This is a genomic window from Pseudomonas tritici (assembly GCF_014268275.3).
In the GTDB taxonomy this organism is placed as follows: Bacteria; Pseudomonadota; Gammaproteobacteria; order Pseudomonadales; family Pseudomonadaceae; genus Aquipseudomonas; species Aquipseudomonas tritici.
On record NZ_CP077084.1, the window covers coordinates 906,708 to 927,893 of the forward strand.

Below are 21,186 nucleotides of genomic sequence, written 5' to 3' on the forward strand. Positions count from 1 at the left end.
TTGGATTTGTGAATACAGTCCCATGTGGGAGCTGGCTTGCCTGCGATGAGGCCCTAGAGATCACCCATAATGCGTCCGGCAAAACCGAACACCCGCCGCCCACCGCTCAAATCCACCAACTCGACCTCACGACTCTGCCCCGGCTCAAACCGCACCGCTGTCCCCGCCGGAATATTCAAACGCATGCCACGGCTCGCCGCACGGTCAAACGTCAGCGCGTCATTCGTCTCGAAAAAATGATAATGCGAGCCCACCTGGATCGGCCGATCGCCGCTGTTGGCTACGCCAAGGGTGACGGTACGGCGGCCGACGTTGAGTTCGATCTCGCCAGGCTGGATCTGATATTCGCCAGGAATCATGCAGGTTGCCCCAGGGTCTTGAAGTAGATAGCGGTCGGGCTGTAGCGCCCGTCCGGGCTTTGGCAGTAGTCGGGCAGTTCGCCGACCTTGATGTAGCGCAGCGACTGGTAGAAGGCTTCGGCGCCGGAGCCAGCCTCGGTGTCCAGGTACAGCAGGCCGCGCTTGTGCTGGCGCGCGGCGAGTTCCAGGGCGTTCATCAATTGCTGGCCCAGGCCATGGCGCCGTGCGCGGCTGTGCACCAGCAGTTTTTGCACCTCGGCGCGGTTCAGGCCGTTGGCCTTCTGGCACAGCGCCAACTGCACGCTGGCGATCACCTCTTCGTCGCGCACCACCACCCACAGCAGCAGGCTGGCGTCTTCAATACTCGCCTGCACGCCGTTCAGATAAGCACGCGCTTGAGCCTCATCGAAATCGGCCATGAAACCCACTGAAGCGCCATGCTTGACCGCGTCCAGCAACAGCTCGATCAAGCCCAGGCGGTAGTGGGCAAAACTTTCAGCATGGACTCGACGCAGTTGAGCAGCGTTCATCGGTGTCACTCCTGGGGCGGTTCTGCGCCCGGATTCAAGGCAAGCTGCATAAAGGTGAGGTCGAGCCAGCGGCCAAACTTGATCCCCACTCGCGGCATCTGCCCGGTGGTGATGAACCCCAGGCGTTCATGCAGGCGGATAGAGGCCTGGTTGCCACTTTCGATGGCGGCGACCATCACGTGTTTGCCGCAGGCGCGCGCGCGTTCGATCAGCGCTTCCATCAAGCGCGGGCCCAGGCCCTTGCCGCGTTGGTCGTTGCGCACGTACACCGAGTGTTCGACGCTGTAGCGGAAGCCCTCGAACGGGCGCCAGTCGCCAAACGCGGCGTAGCCCGTGACTTCGCCGTTTTCCACCGCCACCAGGATCGGATACCCCAAAGCCTGGCGCGCGCTGAACCAGGCCTGACGGTTGGCCAGGTCCACCGGTTGTTCGTTCCAGATCGCCGTCGTGTTCAGCACCGCATCGTTGTAGATGTCGCGGATCGCAGGCAGGTCCTGCTCGGTTGCATCACGAATCATGGCCGGCCTCTTACGCAATGGGTTGGTGGACGGTGACCAGCTTGGTGCCGTCGGGGAAGGTGGCTTCTACCTGGATATCCGGGATCATTTCCGGGATACCTTCCATCACCTGCTCGCGGCTGAGCAGGGTGGTGCCGTAGTGCATCAGGTCGGCCACGGTGCGGCCGTCGCGGGCGCCTTCCATCAAGGCGGCGGAGATGTAGGCGATGGTTTCCGGGTAGTTGAGCTTCACCCCGCGCGCCAGGCGACGCTCGGCTACCAAACCGGCGGTGAAGATCAGCAGTTTATCTTTTTCCCGTGGGGTCAGGTCCATGGTTCAAGGTCTCTCTTAGACAGCATTCTTATCAACAATGGAGATCCAGTGTGGGATCTTCATGTGCTCCAGATTCTCGGTGATACCGCTTCCCTGCCTAATACGGCCGGGCGCAACACGCGCCATAAATCAATCAACCACCCCCGTGCCAGCAGCGCTTCGCTGGCCAAACAACGGGCCACCAGCAAGCCGGGCAATTGGGTGAGATCGCCACGCACCGCGTGGGGCAGGGCGCGGCAGGTTTCCAGTAATTCAGGGTCAATATCAGCGGTCAGCAACAGCGTGGCAAACACCGGTTGTCCGTCCAGGCCGATAGGTGAATCGAGCAAACCGTCGGCGCCCACAATGCGCTGGCGCTCATGCCAGAGCAACTGGCCGTCGCGGCGGATATCCAGGTGCGACTGGAAGTGGCCCAGGTCAAAACGCTCGCCACTGGCCGGGCGACCGAGGGCGACCACGTCCCAGTAGAACAGTCGCGCATCGCCTTGCAGCTCAATGCGCGTGGTGAGTTCGGCCTGGGCGGCGCTGAATACAATGGTTTCCTGGGGTAGCCATTCCAGCGTCGCGCCGGCTTCGACCCTGAGGTCGAGCTGCTGAAACGCCGGCCCGTTGGCGCGGTACCACTTGGCCGCGCCGGGGCTGGTCAACTGTGCCCAGGCACCGGCACCGACGTGGGCGCTGATGTCCAGGCGATCGCCACCGGCAATCCCGCCCGGCGGGTGCACGATGATGTGCTGGCACACCTCGGGGCCTTCGGCATACAGGTGTTTTTGCACGCGCAGCGGGCCGAGGTGGCGACGCATCACCGGGCGCGTGGTGTCGCCGAAACGCGCGTAGCCGAGTTCCAGCTCGGCGTGCCAGCTGGGGGTGAACAGGGCGGAAGTAAGGGGCAGGTTCATGTTGTGCGCTTATCGTCAGGACGCTACAGGTTAGATCGTAACCAGGCCGCGTACACCCTCGCTTTCCATATTTTCACCACGGCCCTGCTGCACGATTTCACCCCGGGACATCACCAGGTATTGATCGGCCAGTTCCGCGGCAAAGTCGTAGAACTGCTCGACCAGCAGGATTGCCATATCGCCACGCTCAGCGAGTTTCTTGATCACCGCGCCGATCTCCTTGATCACCGACGGCTGGATGCCTTCGGTGGGCTCATCGAGGATCAACAGGCGCGGACGGCTGGCCAGGGCCCGGCCGATGGCGAGCTGTTGTTGCTGGCCGCCGGACAGGTCACCGCCACGGCGATGCTTCATTTGCAGCAACACCGGGAACAATTCGTAGATGAAGGCGGGCACTTCCTTGGCTTCTGAGCCCGGAAAACGCGAGAGCCCCATCAGCAGGTTTTCTTCCACGGTCAGCCGACCAAAAATCTCCCGGCCCTGGGGCACGTAGGCAATCCCGGCATGCACGCGCTGATGCGGCTTGAACCCGGTGATGGCCTTGCCTTCCCAATTCACCACGCCTTCCTTGGAGGGCAGCAGACCCATCAGGCATTTGAGCAGGGTGGTCTTGCCTACGCCGTTACGGCCGAGCAGGCAGGTGACTTCGCCGACTTTCACATCAAAGGACAGCCCGCGCAGGATGTGGCTACCGCCGTAATACTGGTGCAACTTATCGACTTGCAGCATATTCAACTCTCCTCAGCGACCGAGATAGACCTCGATCACCCGCTCATTTTCCTGCACCTGCTCCAGCGACCCTTCGGCCAGCACGCTGCCTTGGTGCAACACGGTCACGTGGTCGGCAATCGAGCCGACAAACCCCATGTCATGTTCCACCACCATCAGCGAGTGCTTGCCCGCCAGGCGCTTGAACAGTTCGGCGGTGAATTCGGTTTCGGCGTCGGTCATGCCCGCTACCGGCTCGTCCAACAGCAGCAGTTGCGGGTCTTGCATCAGGAGCATGCCGATCTCCAGGAACTGCTTCTGGCCGTGGGACAGCAAGCCGGCCGGGCGCTGTGCCGAAGCGATGAGACGAATGGTGTCGAGCACTTCATCGATACGGTCCTTCTGCTCACCGCTCAGGCGTGCGCGCAGGCTGGCCCACACCGATTTATCGGTCTTCTGCGCCAGCTCCAGGTTTTCAAACACGCTCAGGGCTTCGAATACCGTGGGCTTCTGGAACTTGCGCCCAATGCCAGCCTGGGCGATCTGCACTTCGCTCATACCGGTGAGGTCGAGGTTTTCGCCAAACCAGGCGGTGCCATGGCTGGGGCGAGTCTTGCCGGTGATCACGTCCATCAGCGTGGTCTTGCCCGCGCCGTTGGGGCCGATGATGCAGCGCAATTCGCCGACGCCGATGTACAGGTTCAAATCGTTGAGTGCCTTGAATCCATCGAAGCTGACGCTGATGTCTTCCAGGGTCAGGATGGTGCCGTGGCGGGTGTTCAGGCCCTTGCCGGCGGCCTGGCCAATGCCGATGGCATCGCGGCCGCTGCCTGCGTCGAAAATAGGTTCAAGCATGACGTTCCTCATTTCTTCAGCAGACCGATAACGCCCTTGGGCAGGTACAGGGTGACGATGATGAACAGCGCCCCGAGGAAGAACAGCCAATATTCCGGGAAGGCCACGGTGAACCAGCTCTTCATGCCATTCACCACCCCTGCGCCCAGCAGCGGGCCGATCAACGTCCCTCGCCCGCCCAAGGCCACCCACACCGCCGCTTCAATCGAGTTGGTCGGCGACATTTCACTGGGGTTGATGATGCCCACTTGTGGCACATACAGCGCCCCGGCCAACCCACACAACACCGCGCTCAACACCCACACGAACAGCTTGAAGCCACGTGGGTCGTAGCCGCAGAACATCAGGCGGTTCTCGGCGTCGCGCAAGGCGGTCAGCACCCGACCGAACTTGCTCTTGGCCAGGCGCCAGCCGATGTACAGGCTCGCCACCAGCAGCAGCACCGTTGCCACAAACAACACTGCCCGCGTGCCCGGCTCGGTAATCCCAAAGCCGAGAATGCTGCGGAAATTGGTGAAGCCGTTGTTGCCGCCAAAACCAGTCTCGTTGCGGAAAAACAGGAGCATCCCGGCGAAGGTCAGGGCCTGGGTCATGATCGAGAAATACACGCCCTTGATCCGCGAGCGGAAGGCGAAGAAACCAAAGACCAGTGCCAGCAGACCAGGCGCCAGCACCACCAGGCACATGGCCCAGAGGAAGTGCTCGGTGCCGACCCAGTACCAGGGCAATTCCGTCCACGAGAGGAAGGTCATGAACGCCGGCAACTCATCGCCGGACGCCTGGCGCATCAAGTACATGCCCATCGCATAGCCGCCCAGGGCAAAGAACAAACCGTGGCCGAGAGACAACATACCGGCATAGCCCCACACCAGGTCCAGCGCGAGGGCGACGATGGCGTAGCAGAGGATCTTGCCCACCAGCGTCAGGGTGTAGGCCGACACATGCAGCGGGTTTTCCGGTGACAGCAAGGAACACAACGGCAGCGCCAGCAGCAGGATCAGGATCACTGCGCCGACGGCAATCGTCACCTTGGGGCCGGCCTTTTGCGCGGCCGTAAGCATCAATGGCTGGTTCATCAGTCGATCACCCGTCCTTTCAGTGCGAAGAGTCCCTGCGGGCGTTTCTGGATAAACAGAATGATCAGCGCGAGGATCAGGATTTTGCCGAGCACGGCACCGATCTGTGGTTCCAGAATCTTGTTGGCGATGCCCAGCCCGAAGGCGGCCATGACACTCCCGGCCAACTGGCCGACGCCGCCGAGCACCACGACGAGGAACGAGTCGATGATGTAGCTCTGGCCCAGGTCCGGGCCGACGTTGCCGATCTGACTCAGCGCCACACCGCCCAACCCGGCAATGCCGGAACCCAGGCCAAACGCGAGCATGTCCACGCGGCCTGTCGGTACGCCGCAGCACGCGGCCATGTTGCGGTTCTGGGTCACGGCACGCACGTTGAGGCCCAGGCGAGTCTTGTTCAGCAGCAGCCAGGTCAGCACCACCACGCACAATGCGAAAGCGATGATCACAATGCGGTTGTACGGCAGCACGAGGTTGGGCAGCACTTGAATCCCGCCCGACAGCCATTCGGGGTTGGACACTTCGACGTTCTGCGCGCCGAACACCAGGCGCACCAACTGGATCAGCATCAGGCTGATGCCCCAGGTGGCCAGCAGGGTTTCCAGCGGCCGACCGTACAGGTGACGAATCACCGTGCGCTCCAGCGCCATGCCGATGGCAGCGGTGACAAAAAACGCCACCGGCAGCGCGATCAGCGGGTAGAACTCAATGGCTTGCGGCACGTAGCGCTGCATCAGCATTTGCACCACATACGTGGAGTAGGCGCCGAGCATCAGCATCTCGCCGTGGGCCATATTGATCACGCCGAGCAGGCCGAAGGTGATCGCCAGGCCCAGGGCCGCCAGCAACAGAATCGAGCCCAGGGACATGCCGCTGAAGGCCTGGCCGAGGAGCTCGCCGACCATCAACTTGCGTTTGACCTGGGCCAGGCTGGTTTCGGCGGCGGTGTGCACGGCGGCATCGGTTTCGACGCCTGGTGCCAGCAGCGCCTCAAGGCGGGTGCGGGCCAGTGGGTCGCCGGTGTTGCCGAGTAAGCGCACAGCGGCAAGGCGCACCACGGGATCAGGGTCGACCAGTTGCAGATTGGCCAACGCCAGGCTGAGTGCCGTGTGCACGTCCTCATCTGTTTCGGCGGCGACCTGCTGGTCGAGGAATTTCAGCTGCGCAGGTTGCGCGCTTTTTTGCAGGGTTTGCGCGGCGGCGAGGCGCACCTTGGGGTCGGCGGCGAGCAGTTGCTGGCTGGCCCGTACGTTGTCGATCAAGCCGCGCAGACGGTTGTTCAGGCGGACGGTTTTGGTCTCGCCGTTGACGGTGAGTTGGCCTTGTTGCAAGGCGTCCACCAACTCGATACGCGCCGGGTCAGGCTGCGCAGCCCAGTCCTGCAGGAGCTTGGCTTGTTGGGTCGGGTTGGCAGACAGGAAGTCTTCGGCGTCGCTGGCGTGTGCGGCGAAAGGCAGCAACAGCAGGGTAGCCAGGATGAAGCGGTAGAAGGCAGTGGGCATATTCGTGGGCCTTGCTCGAACTAATGTGGGAGCCTGGCTTGCCTGCGATAGCGGTACATCAGACAAACCGAGTCGTCTGCATCGCAGGCAAGCCAGCTCCCACAGGGTGTGTGTCTGCACTCAAGTGCCGACACCCCTCGGATCAGTTGCTCTTCACGGCATAATCCGGCTTCTTGTCATTCCCCGGAATGTACGGGCTCCACGGCTGCGCCCGGATCGGTTCCTGGGTCTGCCACACCACCGAGAACTGCCCGTCAGCCTGGATCTCGCCGATCATCACTGGCTTGTGCAGGTGATGGTTGGTCTTGTCCATGGTCAGGGTGAAGCCGGACGGCGCAGCAAAGGTCTGCCCGGCCAGTGCTTCACGCACTTTGTCGACGTCGGTGGACTTGGCTTTTTCAGCCGCCTGCGCCCACATATGGATGCCCACGTAGGTGGCTTCCATCGGGTCGTTGGTCACGGCTTTGTCGGCGCCCGGCAGGTTGTGTTTCTTCGCGTAGGCTTTCCAGTCGGCGACAAATTTCTTGTTGACCGGGTTCTCCACCGACTGGAAGTAGTTCCAGGCAGCGAGGTTGCCCACCAGCGGCTTGGTGTCGATGCCGCGCAGTTCTTCTTCACCCACCGAGAACGCCACCACGGGTACGTCGGTGGCTTTCAAACCCTGGTTGGCCAGTTCCTTATAGAACGGCACGTTGGAGTCGCCGTTTACGGTGGAGATCACAGCGGTCTTGCCGCCCGCCGAGAATTTTTTGATGTTGGCCACGATGGTTTGGTAATCGGCATGGCCGAACGGGGTGTAGACCTCTTCGATATCTTTATCCGCTACGCCTTTGGAATGCAGGAACGAGCGCAGGATTTTATTGGTGGTGCGTGGGTACACGTAGTCGGTGCCCAGCAGGAAGAAGCGTTTGGCGCTGCCGCCTTCTTCGCTCATTAGGTATTCCACTGCCGGAATCGCCTGCTGGTTCGGCGCCGCACCGGTATAGAACACGTTTGGCGACATCTCTTCGCCCTCGTATTGAACCGGGTAGAACAGCAGGCCGTTGAGCTCTTCGAACACCGGCAATACCGATTTACGCGACACCGAGGTCCAGCAACCGAACACCACGGCGACCTTGTCCTGGGTCAGCAACTGTCGGCCTTTCTCGGCGAACAGCGGCCAGTTCGACGCCGGGTCGACGACCACAGGTTCGAGCATCTTTCCGTTTACCCCACCCTTGGCGTTGATCTCGTCGATGGTCATCAATGCCATGTCTTTGAGCGACGTTTCGGAGATCGCCATGGTGCCGGACAGCGAATGCAGGATGCCGACCTTGATGGTCTCGGCAGCCTGGATCGTCCAGGTCATGCCCATGGCGGCGATGGATGCCGAAAGAGTGAAAGCCTTGATCAAGCTGCGACGCTTCATGGTGCGATCTCCGTGACCGATATTTTTATGGGTGGCAGATGAGGGACGTTGCAGAGGTGATAGCAAGGGGTGTGCCGAAGTCGCAAAAGCCTTGAACAGATGGCGTGGCGGGGTAGCGCAAGGTTGCTAGCGCACCAATGTGGCTCCCGGTTGCAGCGGGTGGGCACGGGTCTGTGCCGTAATGGTGCGTGCTGCCAACGCCGGACAACGGTGAGCGCTGATCCCGCAGGCTACTTATCTACCGATTGAAAGACGCGCCCCGCCCTAAGAATGAGGGGCCGGGCGCTATGCCCAGGCATTCTTTCAAGGAGTTGAAATGGCTATCAGATTGTCACGTGAAGAACGCGCTGCGAGTTCGAACCGGGGGGCGGCCAAGCTGCCGCCGCTGAGCCCTGCGTTTGTGAATGAAGCGGACGCCGCCTACTGGGCACACCAGGCAATCGGCGACCGGCGCGATGTCGAGTACGGTGGGGTGATTGTGCGCAGTTCCGCCGGTGACTATTTCGCGACCCAGCCGGTGGCGGGGGCGGGTATGCAGTTTGATCTGCGCGCGGTATTGGGCATCAGCGCCGATGGCTACTATCTTCAGCCAGCGGGCTATACCTGTGTCGCCAGCTACCACTCACACCCTGCGCAGCATGAGTTGATTCTCCAAAGAAACGCCAGTTTTGATGAGCGCATGGCCAAAGCGTTTCTGGGTTTTTTGTCTAGCACGGACTTTTACCGGGATGTGCATGATCGCGACTTTTTCCCATCGTCCTACTTGTCCGGGCCGGATGGCTCGCTGATCCGCCATACCCCCTCCGGTACGCCGGCAGAATTCAGTTTTGCCTTGTGGGTGCAGGCTGGGAAGCCGCCCAATAGCCCGGTGGGGGTGTATGGCGGGTTTGATGAGTTCGTCAAAAAAATAGCCACGTTCGGCTCCTTGAGCTTGATTGTGCCCACCGCGTTGTGGGGCGGCTCCGTTGGCCGAGTACCGGCCGATTGGGTGGTATTCGAACCTTTTTCGTCGTCAGCGCTGACCGAGCAGCCACTGTTCACTGCCGTCTTTGCCCAGGCGCCGTTGGCGCTGGCGGCAGCGCTCTCTTCACCGTCGGCACAGCCTACGGAGCCGCGCGTTGGCGTTGTGCTCAAGCACATCAGCGAAGACCGTTTTATCGCGACCATCGCGTCGCCCAAGCGTGAGCCTTTGTTTGCGCTGGATGCATTGTTTCCAAAGGGGCCTGGCGGCGTGTTGGTGTTGCCTGCCCAGTATCGTCTGGAGGCCATTTACTTCAAAGACTGGTACGAGAAGGATGCCGTGGCGGCGAAAGAGCGCTGGCTGGCCAGCGCGTTCTTTTCTCCTGCACAAGTGGTGGCCGCTATTCGTCAGGGGCAAAGTACGCTGGCCCTGCAAAACCCCAGCCGCGGTCTTGACCTCTACATGCGTGCCCATGACGACGCGTTGCTCAAGCTCAAGGTGCCGTCGACAGCACTGGTCACCGAGCTGTTCAAGCCAGATAGCGACGGCCTAATCAGTGACAACGGCGCCCAGGCTGCACTGGTCGCCGGTACGCTGACACCGCGCAACTATTTACGCAGGGTGATCCAAGCCACTGAGCTGTGGGTGGTGCAGGCGGGTAACTTATGGCGTGATGTTGGGCGCGTGGATACGCACTCGCCGCTGTTGGCCCCGAAGTATCCGCAGGCCTTTGGGCGCTCGTTTCTCAGCGCTCGTGATGCGGCTCTGCACGCCCATGAACAAATCGGCAGCCGACGCAGCCTCTATTACGGCGGGTATGTGCTCAAGGGGGCAGACGGCCGTTTCGTGGTCACGCCGCCCCTGCAAAGCATGGGACATCCGTTTTCGTCCACGCTGTTTTTTCCCGTGGGTGACCAAGGGGCGCTGATCCCGATGGAGGATTATGAGCTGCACGCACGCTACGGCTCGCATACGGCGCTGTCGATGGTCCATCCGAACTGGGTCATGCAACGTGGCTGGACGCAGGAAGAAGCGCTGATCAACCTGCAAGTGTTTTCCGATGACGAGATGTACTCGATCATCTCGGATGAACGGGTGGCCTACCTGTCCGGGGCGCAGGATTGTTTGTTGGAGTACGCGCCGACCAATTCGCCTCAGGAACAGTTGCTGCTGGCCAATATTGGCCCTCCGGCCGGGGAGAACCGACTCGGGCGGCGACTCGATCGCGGTGTGATCAGGCCGGCTGATTGGGTGCGGCGACTGGCGGTTGCAGGGGAGTTCAAAATCATCCAGGGCAACACGTTGTGGGGCCCACGTGGGGTTGTCTACAGTGATTGGTCGCCTAACTTCACCTATGCACCCAGGTTCGGACCACTCGATTACGTCCTCTATAGTGCGGTGTTCTCCAGTGGCGATGATGCTGCGCGTAACCTGCATGCGCGTTTGCAGGAACGCACAGTTCCCGAGCCGGCCTGCTATGCGTACATCCTTAAGCATAAAGACCTGCCGCAGTACATTGCGACCGAAGCGGTGGGCGCCGTCAACGCAGGTGCGCTGTTTGAGTTCAATCGCTTGTTCGCTCGCAACCTACGTAATGAACCGATATTGCCCGAGGGCTATGAGATGCACGCCTTGTTCCGGTCGCAGCATTGGTCGCCGCCGTGGCTGAAGGGGGCGAATGCGTGGTTGACGCAGTATTTTGTTACGCCGGAAGTGTTGCTGGTCGCGTTGACCGAAGGCCTGCGCGGTAGAGCGCAGAGTCTGCCGGTTTACTTTTCCAACCTTGACGGTGCGCTTTTGCGCTATCAGCCATCATTGATCGACGTGAAAGCCGGAGGCCTGGCGGACAACGTGCTGGGGATCGCAAGCACGCAGTTGGAGTCCGGCAAGAAAACGGCGTTGGAGTTTGTTCAGGAATGGATCGCCAAGGGCATGCTTTACGTGGTGCGCGGCAGTCAGCTCTGGGATAGGAGCGGGCAGGTCAAGCCGACGTGGAGTGGCTATGAAACGCTGACGCCTCGACGCCTGAGCCCGGCGTTTGCCTCACCGGATGATGCGGCACGCCATGCCGCGGTTGCGGTCGGCAGCAGGCAGCGCCGGACCTACGGTGGCGTCATCCTCAGGCTGACCAATGGCCTGTTTGTGGCAACTGAACCGTTGCTGGTCCCGGCTCAAGGCCCAACACTGGAGTGGATCTACCCTGACCCCGTGATTGCGACTGGCCTCTATCCAGGGGGCGCGACCCTTGCGGCTTTCTACCAGTCCCGGATGGAACAGGAGGTGCAGATACTGTTGTCGGCTTCTCAAAAAGTCCTTTATCAAAGCATGATCCCCACGGCGGTTTTGGGCAGGCTGCTGACCCGTGAAGCGCACGTTAAACGCCAGTATGTGTTCGGGCCAAATGGCACGATCCTCAGTTATCAGTTGACGGGCGATGTCGAGGAAGCGCTGTTGAGAAACAAGTTGGTCGCTACAACCCCTGGCGCTGGCGACTTGAGTGATAACCCCATCGAACGACAACTGCGCAGTGGAGCACTGCTACCGCAGGCATTTATCGATCAAGTGGCACGGGCCGGCAATTTGCGTGTGGTGGAAGGCAATGCAGTGTGGGGCAGTCCCAGACGGATACAAATCGGGTTTGTGCCGAATCAGTACCGCGCTGGCCCATTGGAGGTGCGCGATGCTGAAGCCGACTCACCGTGCGGCCCGATCTTTACCCGCGCACTCGATGCGGTTCGGCATGTCTACCGTAATTGGAACGCACAGGCTCAGGTTGCCGTCGGTTATGTGCTCAAGGCGTTTGGCAAGGAGCTGTACATGACGACCCTGCCGCTTGTCAGAGACCGTTATGACGATTTGAAACCGGTCTTTGTCAAGGGCCAACTACCCCAAGGCTATGTGTTGGCGGGTTTGTACTTGTGCGCGTCGACCGAAACCATCGCTGCCGCTGACGATGAAATGGCCCAGCACTTCTTTGCGCCGCCGGCCATCTCCAAAGCGTTGTCATTCATGACGACGCCACGCAACGGCGAGGCATTGCCGCTGTACCTGCTATGCGCTGACCGTGCACTGCTTTGGTATACCGTGCCCAAGAGCGCGCCCGTGTCCGAATGGGCAAGCAATGTGAGCCACGATTCGGCGCGACTGCGCGAGGGCTCGTTAACCGTACTCGACTATGTGCGCCGGCTGGCAGCCATGGGGGATTTGCGCATCCGGGTCACCAGTGAAATATGGGGGCGCAAGGAGCAGGTCACGACGCTATGGTGGCCCAAGCGGCCGCCGCATTCGTTCACTGCCGACCCCCATTTCCATTCATTTTGCGGGCCGTTGTTTTTTTATGCCGATGACGCAGCCCGTTACGCTCAGCGATTGATCGCGCCCTTTGCCGGTAAAACGTACCTAGGCGCGGTGCTGATGCCTCCGAAAATGACCGGGTTTGTCGCGATCGATCCCGTGGAGGACAGCCCCGGTTTTGGTAACAGTACGCTGGAGTTGCTGTTCTGGATGGGGCATGCCGGGTTCGACGTACCGGCTGAGAATGTGCTGCGCAATTACAAAGTTGCGGCGGTGCATGCCTTCTACAAGTCCATCCCGTCGAAGCCCAATCTCAAGCCGCTTGACCTCGTCCTGTTACCTAATTTTATCTCCAGCGACGTACTGAACCGCTACCTGTCTGTGGTGCTGAGTAACCAGCCCGACGCCGAGCGTATTTACCTGTCCTGCCAGCATGGTGCCCTGCTCAAGTACATACCGGCGCTGACGGCGGCCGAGTCGACGATACTCAGTGCCCGGCCAGCGCCTTCCCCGAGTGCGCTGGTCAGTCGTTTGAGGCAACTGGGCAGCCTGTCGGTGCTGGTCACTGATACGTTCTGGAGAAAACGTGGGCCGTTGGGTGATGAATGGGCCGCGATAGATCCGGATGTAGGCGAGCCCTGGTATGGCCATCAAAAAGATGAGCTTTGATGACGGCGTTTGTGCGCTTCATCGTGAACCTGAGACCGATTGATGCTGGCCAAAAAAGCGTGACAGCACCAGGCGATCCAGCGCCCACACGACGATCAGCGATGCACCCACCAGCGGAAAAATGATCGCCAGCCCGAGCATGATCACCATCGCGGTTTTCCATCTCGGCAGGTCATGGCGTAACGGCGGAACCCCCAGGCCGCCCTGTGGCCGGCGCTTCCACCAGATCACTACACCGCTGACGGCACTGAGCAGGATCATCAGGCAGATCAGCAACACGATGATCTGGTTGATCGGGCCGAACATCTTGCCTTCGTGCAGCATCACGCCGGTTTCGGTGGCGCGGGCGACCAGGTTGTAGTGCTCCCAGCGCACATCGGCGAGCACCTTGCCGGTGTACTGGTCCACATGCAGGGTGGCGTCGTTGCGCGGGTCGTTGGCGAACACCGCAACGGTGAACACGCCTTCGGCGGTGGTGGGGAAGGTGATGCTGTAGCCGGGCTCGACCTTGCGCGCGGTGGCCAGGTCGACCACCTGTTGCAGGCGCAAGGTGGGCGCGGCCGGCGCGGAGTGCATCGCGCCGTGGTTCATGTGCTCCGCGTGGTCGCCGGACATGGGCATAGGGGTGTTTTCCATGGCCCAGGGCACGGTCTGTTGCGTTGCGGTATTGAGTGCTCGCGCCTGCTGGTCGGACTGCGGCACGTTGTTCCACATGGCCGCCGGGAACCTGTTCCACAGGTCGGCGTATTGCTTGCCCCAGAAGCCGGTCCAGGTCATGCCGCTGAGCAGCATCACCAGCAACAGTGACGCGCCCCAGAAGCCGGTGACCGCATGCATGTCGCGCCAGAACACCCGGCCACGACTGCTGAACCGCGGCCACAAAACGCCTGCCGAAGACTTGCCGCGCGGCCACCACAGGTACAGGCCCGACACCACCAGCATCACGCCCCAACCGGCGGCGAGTTCCACCAGGCGGTCGCCGACGGTACCGATCATCAGCTCACCGTGCAGCGCGCGGGCGATGGCTTGCAGGTTGTATTTGGCGTCCTGCTCACCGAGCACGGTGCCGCGATACGGGTCGACGAAGATCGTTACTTCGTGGCCGCCGTTATGCATCACGAACTGCGCGCTGCTGGTGGCGTTGGCCGGCGGCAGGTATTTGCTGATGGCGCCCTGAGGGTAAGCGGCCTTGGCGCGTTGCAGTTGTTCGTCGGCGCTCAGGGCGTGTTCGGCGGCGGGTACGGTGAGCAGGTTGCCGTACATCAGCGGGTCGAGCTGGGGTTTGAACAGGTAGATGATGCCGGTGAGGGCCAGCAGCACCATGAACGGCGCGACGAAGAGGCCGGCGTAGAAGTGCCAGCGCCAGGCCAGGTTGTAGAAGGAAATTTTTTGAGTGGTCATCAGGTGCTCCGCAAAGGCTTTAATTTTTGTCGTCAGGTATGCCGCTATCGCGGGCCAGCCCGCTCCCACAGGTGGATGCATTTCGCCTGTGGGAGCAGGCTTGCCTGCGATGCTTTTAGAAGCTCATGTCCACCTTGGTCCAGAGGGTGCGACCGGGCTCCTTGATGGCCTGCGGGTCATTGGCCGGGTAGCCGAACCCGGCATTGCCGGCCAGGTTCAAGTGCTCGGCGTAGGCCTTGCCAAACAGGTTGTCGACGCCGGTGCTGACTTTGAAGTTTTTGTTGATGCGGTACGCCGCGTTCAACGAGAACACGCCGAAGCCGCCGCTCTTGTCGAAGTCCTTGCCGACTACGTTGCCCTTGTTTTGATCGATGCGGTTTTGCGCGGCGACCACGCGCCACAGGGCGCCGGCACTCCAGTTGTCCTCGCTGTAGGTGAGGCCCAGGCGTGCGTCCAACGGCGGCATTTGCGGCAGCGCCTTGCCGTCGCTGCTGTTCTTGCCCCAGGCGTAGGCGAGGGTGGCGTCGGCCTTCCAATGGCGCGTCAGTTTGTACGCCGCGCCCAGTTCACCGCCCATGATGCGGGCGTCGACGTTGCGCGCCTGGGAGGTGGTGCCCATCATCCCTGGCCTGTAGTCGAACAGGATGAAGTCCTGCACCCGGCCGATGTAGCCCGAGGCCCAGGCTTCAAGCGCCTCGGCTTTGTATTGCGCGCCGAAGTCGAGCTGGGTGGTTTTCTCTGGCTTTACGCCGTCAAAGGCATTCACCGTACCCGCCGCGCCGGTGTTGGGGGAAAACAGCTCCCAGTAATCCGGGAAACGCTCCGAGTGGCCCAGGCCCGCGTAGAGGGTGGTAGGGCTGTCGGCCAGGTCGTGTTCATAGCGCATAAAGCCGGACGGCAGGGTATCGGCGCGGGTGTCATCGGCGGTTGGGTTGGCGCGGGCGCTCATGCCGGAACCGGTGGTTTGCCTGAAGTCCTTGGCCGAGGCGCGATCCAGGCGTGCGCCTGTGATCAGGCGGTCACGGTCGGCGGCGTACCAGGTGAGTTCGCCGAACACGCCATAGTTGTGGAAATTGGCGTCCTTGACCCGGGGCAAATCCTTGTAAGTGTCGATGCCCATGCTGCTGCGCTGGCGGTGTTCGTTGGTCTGCGCGTCCAGGCCGCTGATCAGTTGCACATCGGCCCAGCGCCAAGTGGCCTTGATCCGTGCACCGAGGGTACGGCGGTCGACGTTGGAGGCCATCGGCCCAGCCATCATGCCGGTGCCGGAGGGCGTGCGCAGGCTGTAGTTGTCCATCACGTGGTCGGCGTAGTTGTAGTAGACCTGGGCCTCGACCTTATCCAGCACGTCGCCGATGTTGGACGTTTCGAAGCGCAGCCCCAGGCTTTCACGCAGGAACTGCGAGCCGTCCATACCGCGCCCGGCGTAGCGTGCCTCGCCATCGCCACGGCCGGCGGTGAGTTCCAGCAGGGTGTCGGCGTCGGGGGTGAAACCGACGGCTACATCACCGTTCCACTTGTCGTAGCGCGAGGCGACGGTGTCGTTGTTGCCGTCCTTGTAGTCATCGGCATGCGCCTGGTTGCCAATTACCCGTACATAGCCCAGCGGCCCACCGGCGGCGGCATCGATGACCTTGTCGAAGCGTCCGTTGGAACCGGCCAGCACACTGGCGTTGAGGCGCGTGCCCAACTCGCCGAACTGCTCCGGCTCGCGCTCGAACAACACGGTGCCAGCGGATGCGCCGGGGCCCCAGAGCACGGTTTGCGGGCCTTTGATCACGGTGAGCTTGTCGTAGGTTTCCGGCGAGATGTACGAGGTCGGCGCATCCATACGGCCGGGGCAGGCGCCGAGCATCATGCTGCCATTGGTGAGGATATTCAGGCGTGAGCCGAACATCCCGCGCAGCACCGGGTCGCCGTTGGTGCCGCCGTTGCGCACCAGCGCAAAGCCCGGGATGGTCTTGAGGTAGTCACCGCCGTCACTGGCGGGCACCGGTTGACGCGGGTCCTTGGGGTTGGTGACCACGGTCAGCGGCGAGCTGGGGGCGATCGCGGTGATCACGGTGGGGGTGAGCTCGTGCTCAGCGTGCTCATCGGCATACGCCTGTGGAGCCAGGAGTGCGCCGCATAGAACGGCGAACACAGGAGTGCTTCCCAAGCGGGTGTCAGCAGAAAACCTGGACATGACAAATTCCATCAATCAATCGTAAACAACACGGCCAGCAGCCTGCGGCTGTCTGTCTAAAGTCGGCCGGGGTGAAGTAACGGTGTGAAGTGCTTACGAAGCGATGGGCGGCGCGCGACTGCGGGCGCCGGGGAAGATGCTCTGCCGGGCGTGGCCCAGGCGCGTGGCGGCGGTGAGGGCGTTGGCAGGTGCCGGGCTGTTTAGGTTGAACGTTGAAATGCCGCCAGGCAGGGCGGGGCAGCTGTAGAGCAGGTCGCAATAGCCGCACTTGGACCAGAGGGCGTGGTGTTCGTCAGCGGCCTTTTTGTGATGGGAATCGCCATGGTCCATCGGCATTTCCATCGACATGCCGGCGTGATGATCCATCGGCATCGCTTGGGAAATCAGCGGACCGATAAAGATCATCAGCATGGCGAACAGGCTGATCCAACTGCCGCGCATTACGCGGTGGCGTGGAGACAGCCTGGCGCGAGGGGCGCCCATCTGGAGTCTGCCTATTGGGCGTGTTTATGCTCGTGTGTGGCCATTGGCGGCACCTTCTGCACCGACACTTCCACCTCGACCTTGCCGGCCTTTTCGAAGGTGAGGGTCAGCGGGAATTGCTTGCCGTCGGCCAACAGGCTGCGGTCTTTGAGGCCGAGCAGCATCACGTGATACGCCATCGGCGCAAAGGTCAGCTCGCCTTTTGCAGGTACGGCGACGCTGGGCACCTGCTGCATCTTCATCAGGTCGCCCTGCATCACATGCTCATGCAGCTCGGCCTTGTCGGCCACTGGCGTCTCGACGCTGAGCAGACGGTCCGGGGTAGCACCGGTGTTATGAATCACGAAGTACGCCGCAACAGTCGGCGCGTTGGGCGGCAATTCCTGGGACCAGGGATCGCTGACCAACAGGTCGCCGGCCTTGTAGTCATCGGCATTGGCAGCACTGAACACCGGCAGCAACAACGCAGCCAGAAGCAGGGAAGATTTGAGCATGGCAGTTCTCCAGAACGGTTCTAAACGCAGTTCACTTGCGAAGAAGATCAGACCGTTGGAGAGGCACGGGGGTTGAGGCTCGGCCATTGCTGGCGCGGGGTAGGGTTTTGCAGTGGGGGCTGCGGCAGGTTTTGCACCGCCTCGAACCGCGTGACATACAACTGCGGCACATGCCCCGGCAACGCCACCAACGGCGCCGAGCCTGAGCAACACCAGCAATGCTGCATGGTGGAGTGATCGTCCTGTTGTGGCGCCGGAATTTCCAGCGTGCCCAGGGCAATGGTCTTCAGGCTGGCGCCATTGGAGGAACAGAAACTGCCCCAGAGCAGTCTCTTGACCGGATCATCGGCTTGCTGCATCGCACTGGCCATCGGCATGGCAAAGGCGTTGAACAGCACTGCAAGGCAGGCGATCCAGGCGATTGCAAAGCGTTGACGGGCCATGGCGCACAATCCGTAGGGTTAAACGATCAGGGGGGTATTTAGCCTGATCGGTGGGGATAAGTAAAAAGGGTGGGTGTGGTTTGGTGTCGCAGTGACTGGTTACAGGATAGACGGGAACCACGGATTGCCAATTTTTGCAGATTGGGCGCGATGCTCAAGGTGCTGCGCAAACCTGTGGGAGCTTGCTTGCCTGCGATGGCATCGGGATCTGCGCATTTTTTAATGGCTTAAGAGCAATTTGTAGTGAGCGGGCTTGTCCCGCGCTGGGCTGCGAAGCGGCCCTAAAACCTGGCATCGCGTGTTACCTGAAAAGCGCGGTGGCCTTATTGGGGCCGCTTCGCAGCCCAGCGCGGGACAAGCCCGCTCACTACATTGTGTCGACAGCGTCGACACAATGGGTGACGTAGGGCCGCAAATTATGCAGTGGGAACTCCGTGGACCTGCATATCAACACCCAGGGCTTTTCTAATCACCGCAAAAATTGCCGCGAGGTTATCCATGCTTGGATTGCCACTGGCCGACAGCATTCGGTGCAGGCTTTTACTCGGTTTGGCCGTTTCTTTCGCAAGGCCTTCAAAGCCTACTGTGGCGTTGACCAGATCACGCAGAATGACACGTGAAACTTCCGGCTCACCATTTAGAAACAACGTAGCAGCCTCATCAAGGAGAGCCTGGGCAAATTCAGGGTCGCGCTGAGCACGTTCGGCGATGGTGTGTTTGTAGCTGCGGGTGAGCGCCATGTCGGTTACCTCTGTTGTTTCAATTTCTTGTCACGCTGATGTTCATTGATCAGCGACTTCACGACTTTGATATCGCGCTTTTGACTGGACTTGTCGCCACCACCGAAAAGGATGATTAGTCGGTGGGCTTCTTGTATCAGATAGATTCGCAGGCCTGGTCCCCAGTCGATGCGGTATTCGCCCAACCCATCGAACCACTTGATGTTGCTGGTGTTGCCCATTTCAAGTCGAACCAAAGCGGTGGAAACTCTGGTGGCTGCCGGCACACTCAAGGATGAAAACCACTCATCGAACGGGCTGGACTGGTTATCGCGTCGGTATTCTTCAATCTCAATCATTAGCCGTCCTGAAGGTAACAAATAGGTTACTAATCAAGCAAGCGAGCGATCCTGACTTACCGAATGAAATTTGCCAACGCGATGAGTGTTTCATCAGGCGACAAGAGTTCCCGATCTACTTGAGCCAACACGGGCCGCTTCAACACCAACACCGGTACTCCGCGCTCCCGCGCCACCTCCAACTTCGGCTCGGTTGCGCTGCTGCCGCTGTTCTTGCTGATCAACACATCGATCTGCCGTCTTTCAAATAGCGCCCGTTCGTCTTCAATCAGAAACGGTCCGCGTGCGCCGATCACTTCACACCGCTCATTCCCCGGATACACATCCAGCGCACGCAACGTCCAGAACTGCTCCGGCGGGATTTCGTCGAGATGCTGCAACGGCTCACGCCCCAGCGTGAACAATGGGCGTTTGAAGGGTTTGAGCGCTTCGATCAACGAGGTCCAATCACCCACCTCGCGCCAATCATCCCCCGCCTGCGGCTGCCATGCCGGTCGGCGTAACGCCCAGCACGGCACATGGCTTAACTGCGCAGCCTCGGCGGCATTGCGGCTGATCTGCGCCGCATACGGATGAGTCGCATCGAGAATCAAGCTAATCGCCTCATCCCGAACAAACTGCGCCAAACCCTCAGCGCCACCGTAACCGCCGACCCGCACTTGGCAGGTCAGATCAGTAGGCACGCGGCCAACGCCGGCCAAGCTGTAGATATGCTCCGGCCCCAAGGTCCGTGCGATAGCCAGCGCTTCAGTCACGCCGCCCAGCAGCAGGATGCGCTTCATAGCGGCTTGACCACTTCCAGCAAGGTGATCGGCAACGCCTGGCGCCAGGTATCGAATTCCCCCAGCGGCTGAGCCTGAGCCACATGGATGCGCGTCAGTTCGCCGCCGTGCTGCGCGCGCCAAGCCGTCAGGGTCATTTCACTTTGCAGGGTCACTGCGTTGGCGACCAATCGCCCCCCAGGCCGCAGGTGTTGCCAGCAGGTGTCGAGCACGCCTTCGCGAGTAACGCCGCCGCCGATGAAGATCGCGTCCGGTGCTTCCAGGCCGAGAAGCGCATCGGGCGCCTTGCCGCGAACCAGTTGCAAGCCAGGCACGCCAAGGGCGTCGCGGTTGTGTTCGATCAGGCCTTGGCGGCCCGCATCGCCTTCAATCGCCACTGCACGGCAGCTCGGATGAGCGCGCATCCATTCAATCCCAATGGAGCCGCTGCCCGCGCCCACATCCCACAGCAGTTCGCCGGGCATCGGGGCGAGGCGGGCGAGGGTCATGGCGCGCACGTCGCGTTTGGTCAGTTGGCCGTCATGTTTGAACGCCGAATCCGGCAGGCCGGCGAGGCGCGACAGGCGCGCAGTATTCGCGTCGGCCAGGCAGTCGATGGCGACCAGATTCAAATCAGCGACCAAGCTGTGTTCCCACGCCTGCGCCAGCCCGTCGAGACGCCGCTCATCCGTGCCGCCCAAGTGTTCAAACACGCTCAACCGGCTCGGCCCGAACCCGGACTCAGCCAGCAACGAGGCAATCAACGCAGGGCTGCGACCGTCATTACTCAACACCAACAATCGCACACCACTGGCCAGATGCGCATTCAGCGCCGCCAACGGCCGCGCCACCACGGATAACGTCACCACCTCCTGCAACGGCCAGCCCAGCCGCGCCGCCGCCAGGGACACCGACGAAGGCGCCGGCAATATCAGCAACTCATCCACCGCCACCTGTCGCGCCAAACTCGCCCCCACGCCATAGAACATCGGATCGCCACTCGCCAGCACACACACCGGCTCCCCGCGCCGCGCCAGCACCGGCTCCAGCGAAAACGGGCTCGGCCACACCTGGCGCTCGCCACGAATACACACCGGCAACAGGTCCAACTGACGCTGACCCCCTATAATCCGCGAGGCGCGCAACAGGGCATGCCGGGCATTCCTGCCCAGCCCCTTGAAGCCGTCTTCACCGATGCCTACAACCGTCAGCCAGGGCGACATATGAATTCCTTGAACGACATCCGACG

20 protein-coding genes are annotated in these 21,186 nt (G+C 61.3%); 1 reads left to right on the plus strand and 19 read right to left on the minus strand.

Annotated features, from left to right (window positions below; translation table 11 throughout):
• Window positions 1-53: 53 nt before the first annotated feature.
• The 10 genes from HU722_RS03825 to urtA form a co-directional block, all read right to left on the minus strand.
• A complete protein-coding gene (locus HU722_RS03825; RefSeq protein WP_065874313.1) occupies window positions 54-359 on the minus strand; it encodes an urease subunit beta in 306 nt (101 codons plus the stop codon).
• Window positions 356-889, minus strand: coding sequence for a GNAT family N-acetyltransferase (locus HU722_RS03830; protein ID WP_065889072.1), 534 nt, complete (start codon window positions 887-889; stop codon window positions 356-358). The genes HU722_RS03825 and HU722_RS03830 overlap by 4 nt, the downstream gene beginning before the upstream one ends.
• Before the next feature lie 5 nt (window positions 890-894).
• Window positions 895-1,407 carry a GNAT family N-acetyltransferase gene (locus HU722_RS03835; protein WP_065879923.1) on the minus strand — a complete coding sequence of 171 codons (513 nt, stop codon included), beginning with the start codon at window positions 1,405-1,407 and terminating at the stop codon, window positions 895-897.
• A 10-nt stretch (window positions 1,408-1,417) separates the two neighbouring features.
• Entirely contained in the window at window positions 1,418-1,720 is a 303-nt protein-coding gene (gene ureA / locus HU722_RS03840) for an urease subunit gamma (RefSeq protein WP_003171437.1), read from the minus strand.
• 59 nt (window positions 1,721-1,779) lie between these two features.
• The gene (locus tag HU722_RS03845; RefSeq protein WP_065874310.1) at window positions 1,780-2,619 is read right to left on the minus strand and encodes an urease accessory protein UreD; all 840 of its coding nucleotides are present in this window, start codon (window positions 2,617-2,619) and stop codon (window positions 1,780-1,782) included.
• Window positions 2,620-2,649: 30 nt separating this feature from the next.
• Window positions 2,650-3,348, minus strand: a complete 699-nt coding sequence (urtE, locus tag HU722_RS03850; RefSeq protein ID WP_049710245.1) for an urea ABC transporter ATP-binding subunit UrtE — start codon at window positions 3,346-3,348, stop codon at window positions 2,650-2,652.
• 12 nt (window positions 3,349-3,360) lie between these two features.
• On the minus strand, window positions 3,361-4,194 hold the full coding sequence (urtD, locus tag HU722_RS03855) for an urea ABC transporter ATP-binding protein UrtD (RefSeq protein WP_175405767.1): 834 nt from the start codon (window positions 4,192-4,194) through the stop codon (window positions 3,361-3,363).
• On the minus strand, window positions 4,191-5,258 hold the full coding sequence (gene urtC / locus HU722_RS03860; RefSeq protein WP_065874309.1) for an urea ABC transporter permease subunit UrtC: 1,068 nt from the start codon (window positions 5,256-5,258) through the stop codon (window positions 4,191-4,193). Before urtC ends, urtD begins: the two co-directional genes overlap by 4 nt.
• On the minus strand, window positions 5,258-6,760 hold the full coding sequence (gene urtB, locus HU722_RS03865; RefSeq protein WP_065879924.1) for an urea ABC transporter permease subunit UrtB: 1,503 nt from the start codon (window positions 6,758-6,760) through the stop codon (window positions 5,258-5,260). Before urtB ends, urtC begins: the two co-directional genes overlap by 1 nt.
• A 142-nt stretch (window positions 6,761-6,902) precedes the next feature.
• A complete protein-coding gene (gene urtA, locus HU722_RS03870; RefSeq protein ID WP_065874307.1) occupies window positions 6,903-8,168 on the minus strand; it encodes an urea ABC transporter substrate-binding protein in 1,266 nt (421 codons plus the stop codon).
• A 316-nt stretch (window positions 8,169-8,484) separates the two neighbouring features.
• On the opposite strand from urtA, the gene HU722_RS03875 reads away from it, so the two are divergent.
• Complete coding sequence (locus HU722_RS03875; protein WP_065889068.1) at window positions 8,485-13,092, plus strand: DUF4329 domain-containing protein; 4,608 nt, start codon at window positions 8,485-8,487, stop codon at window positions 13,090-13,092.
• An 18-nt stretch (window positions 13,093-13,110) separates the two neighbouring features.
• Here the strand turns inward: HU722_RS03875 and HU722_RS03880 are convergent, their stop codons facing one another.
• From HU722_RS03880 to HU722_RS03920, 9 genes are all read right to left on the minus strand, one after another.
• On the minus strand, window positions 13,111-14,493 hold the full coding sequence (locus tag HU722_RS03880; RefSeq protein ID WP_065889063.1) for a PepSY-associated TM helix domain-containing protein: 1,383 nt from the start codon (window positions 14,491-14,493) through the stop codon (window positions 13,111-13,113).
• Window positions 14,494-14,608: 115 nt separating this feature from the next.
• Window positions 14,609-16,678: a TonB-dependent copper receptor gene (locus HU722_RS03885; protein WP_065889061.1), complete on the minus strand. Its 2,070-nt coding sequence runs from the start codon at window positions 16,676-16,678 to the stop codon at window positions 14,609-14,611.
• Between the two features lie 93 nt (window positions 16,679-16,771).
• The gene (locus HU722_RS03890; protein WP_065879928.1) at window positions 16,772-17,161 is read right to left on the minus strand and encodes a DUF2946 domain-containing protein; all 390 of its coding nucleotides are present in this window, start codon (window positions 17,159-17,161) and stop codon (window positions 16,772-16,774) included.
• 11 nt (window positions 17,162-17,172) lie between these two features.
• Window positions 17,173-17,655, minus strand: a complete 483-nt coding sequence (locus HU722_RS03895) for a copper chaperone PCu(A)C (RefSeq protein WP_049710236.1) — start codon at window positions 17,653-17,655, stop codon at window positions 17,173-17,175.
• Window positions 17,656-17,702: 47 nt separating this feature from the next.
• Window positions 17,703-18,098, minus strand: a complete 396-nt coding sequence (locus HU722_RS03900) for a DUF2946 domain-containing protein (protein ID WP_065874302.1) — start codon at window positions 18,096-18,098, stop codon at window positions 17,703-17,705.
• Window positions 18,099-18,514: 416 nt separating this feature from the next.
• A complete protein-coding gene (locus HU722_RS03905) occupies window positions 18,515-18,838 on the minus strand; it encodes a helix-turn-helix domain-containing transcriptional regulator (RefSeq protein WP_049710234.1) in 324 nt (107 codons plus the stop codon).
• 5 nt (window positions 18,839-18,843) lie between these two features.
• Window positions 18,844-19,176 (minus strand): type II toxin-antitoxin system RelE/ParE family toxin, encoded by a 333-nt coding sequence (locus HU722_RS03910; RefSeq protein WP_058423566.1) that lies wholly within the window; start codon window positions 19,174-19,176, stop codon window positions 18,844-18,846.
• A gap of 56 nt (window positions 19,177-19,232) precedes the next feature.
• Entirely contained in the window at window positions 19,233-19,958 is a 726-nt protein-coding gene (locus HU722_RS03915; RefSeq protein WP_065874301.1) for a cobalt-precorrin-6A reductase, read from the minus strand.
• On the minus strand, window positions 19,955-21,160 hold the full coding sequence (locus HU722_RS03920; protein WP_065889058.1) for a bifunctional cobalt-precorrin-7 (C(5))-methyltransferase/cobalt-precorrin-6B (C(15))-methyltransferase: 1,206 nt from the start codon (window positions 21,158-21,160) through the stop codon (window positions 19,955-19,957). Before HU722_RS03920 ends, HU722_RS03915 begins: the two co-directional genes overlap by 4 nt.
• Between the last annotated feature and the right edge of the window lie 26 nt (window positions 21,161-21,186).

Excerpts from the sequence above, each read along its gene's own strand:
- HU722_RS03825 (WP_065874313.1), bottom strand. The coding sequence starts at position 359 with ATGATTCCTGGCGAATATCAGATCCAGCCTGGCGAGATCGAACTCAAC.
- HU722_RS03830 (WP_065889072.1), bottom strand. The coding sequence starts at position 889 with ATGAACGCTGCTCAACTGCGTCGAGTCCATGCTGAAAGTTTTGCCCAC.
- HU722_RS03835 (WP_065879923.1), bottom strand. The coding sequence starts at position 1,407 with ATGATTCGTGATGCAACCGAGCAGGACCTGCCTGCGATCCGCGACATC.
- ureA (WP_003171437.1), bottom strand. The coding sequence starts at position 1,720 with ATGGACCTGACCCCACGGGAAAAAGATAAACTGCTGATCTTCACCGCC.
- HU722_RS03845 (WP_065874310.1), bottom strand. The coding sequence starts at position 2,619 with ATGAACCTGCCCCTTACTTCCGCCCTGTTCACCCCCAGCTGGCACGCC.
- urtE (WP_049710245.1), bottom strand. The coding sequence starts at position 3,348 with ATGCTGCAAGTCGATAAGTTGCACCAGTATTACGGCGGTAGCCACATC.
- urtD (WP_175405767.1), bottom strand. The coding sequence starts at position 4,194 with ATGAGGAACGTCATGCTTGAACCTATTTTCGACGCAGGCAGCGGCCGC.
- urtC (WP_065874309.1), bottom strand. The coding sequence starts at position 5,258 with ATGAACCAGCCATTGATGCTTACGGCCGCGCAAAAGGCCGGCCCCAAG.
- urtB (WP_065879924.1), bottom strand. The coding sequence starts at position 6,760 with ATGCCCACTGCCTTCTACCGCTTCATCCTGGCTACCCTGCTGTTGCTG.
- urtA (WP_065874307.1), bottom strand. The coding sequence starts at position 8,168 with ATGAAGCGTCGCAGCTTGATCAAGGCTTTCACTCTTTCGGCATCCATC.
- HU722_RS03875 (WP_065889068.1), top strand. The coding sequence starts at position 8,485 with ATGGCTATCAGATTGTCACGTGAAGAACGCGCTGCGAGTTCGAACCGG.
- HU722_RS03880 (WP_065889063.1), bottom strand. The coding sequence starts at position 14,493 with ATGACCACTCAAAAAATTTCCTTCTACAACCTGGCCTGGCGCTGGCAC.
- HU722_RS03885 (WP_065889061.1), bottom strand. The coding sequence starts at position 16,678 with ATGTCCAGGTTTTCTGCTGACACCCGCTTGGGAAGCACTCCTGTGTTC.
- HU722_RS03890 (WP_065879928.1), bottom strand. The coding sequence starts at position 17,161 with ATGGGCGCCCCTCGCGCCAGGCTGTCTCCACGCCACCGCGTAATGCGC.
- HU722_RS03895 (WP_049710236.1), bottom strand. The coding sequence starts at position 17,655 with ATGCTCAAATCTTCCCTGCTTCTGGCTGCGTTGTTGCTGCCGGTGTTC.
- HU722_RS03900 (WP_065874302.1), bottom strand. The coding sequence starts at position 18,098 with ATGGCCCGTCAACGCTTTGCAATCGCCTGGATCGCCTGCCTTGCAGTG.
- HU722_RS03905 (WP_049710234.1), bottom strand. The coding sequence starts at position 18,838 with ATGGCGCTCACCCGCAGCTACAAACACACCATCGCCGAACGTGCTCAG.
- HU722_RS03910 (WP_058423566.1), bottom strand. The coding sequence starts at position 19,176 with ATGATTGAGATTGAAGAATACCGACGCGATAACCAGTCCAGCCCGTTC.
- HU722_RS03915 (WP_065874301.1), bottom strand. The coding sequence starts at position 19,958 with ATGAAGCGCATCCTGCTGCTGGGCGGCGTGACTGAAGCGCTGGCTATC.
- HU722_RS03920 (WP_065889058.1), bottom strand. The coding sequence starts at position 21,160 with ATGTCGCCCTGGCTGACGGTTGTAGGCATCGGTGAAGACGGCTTCAAG.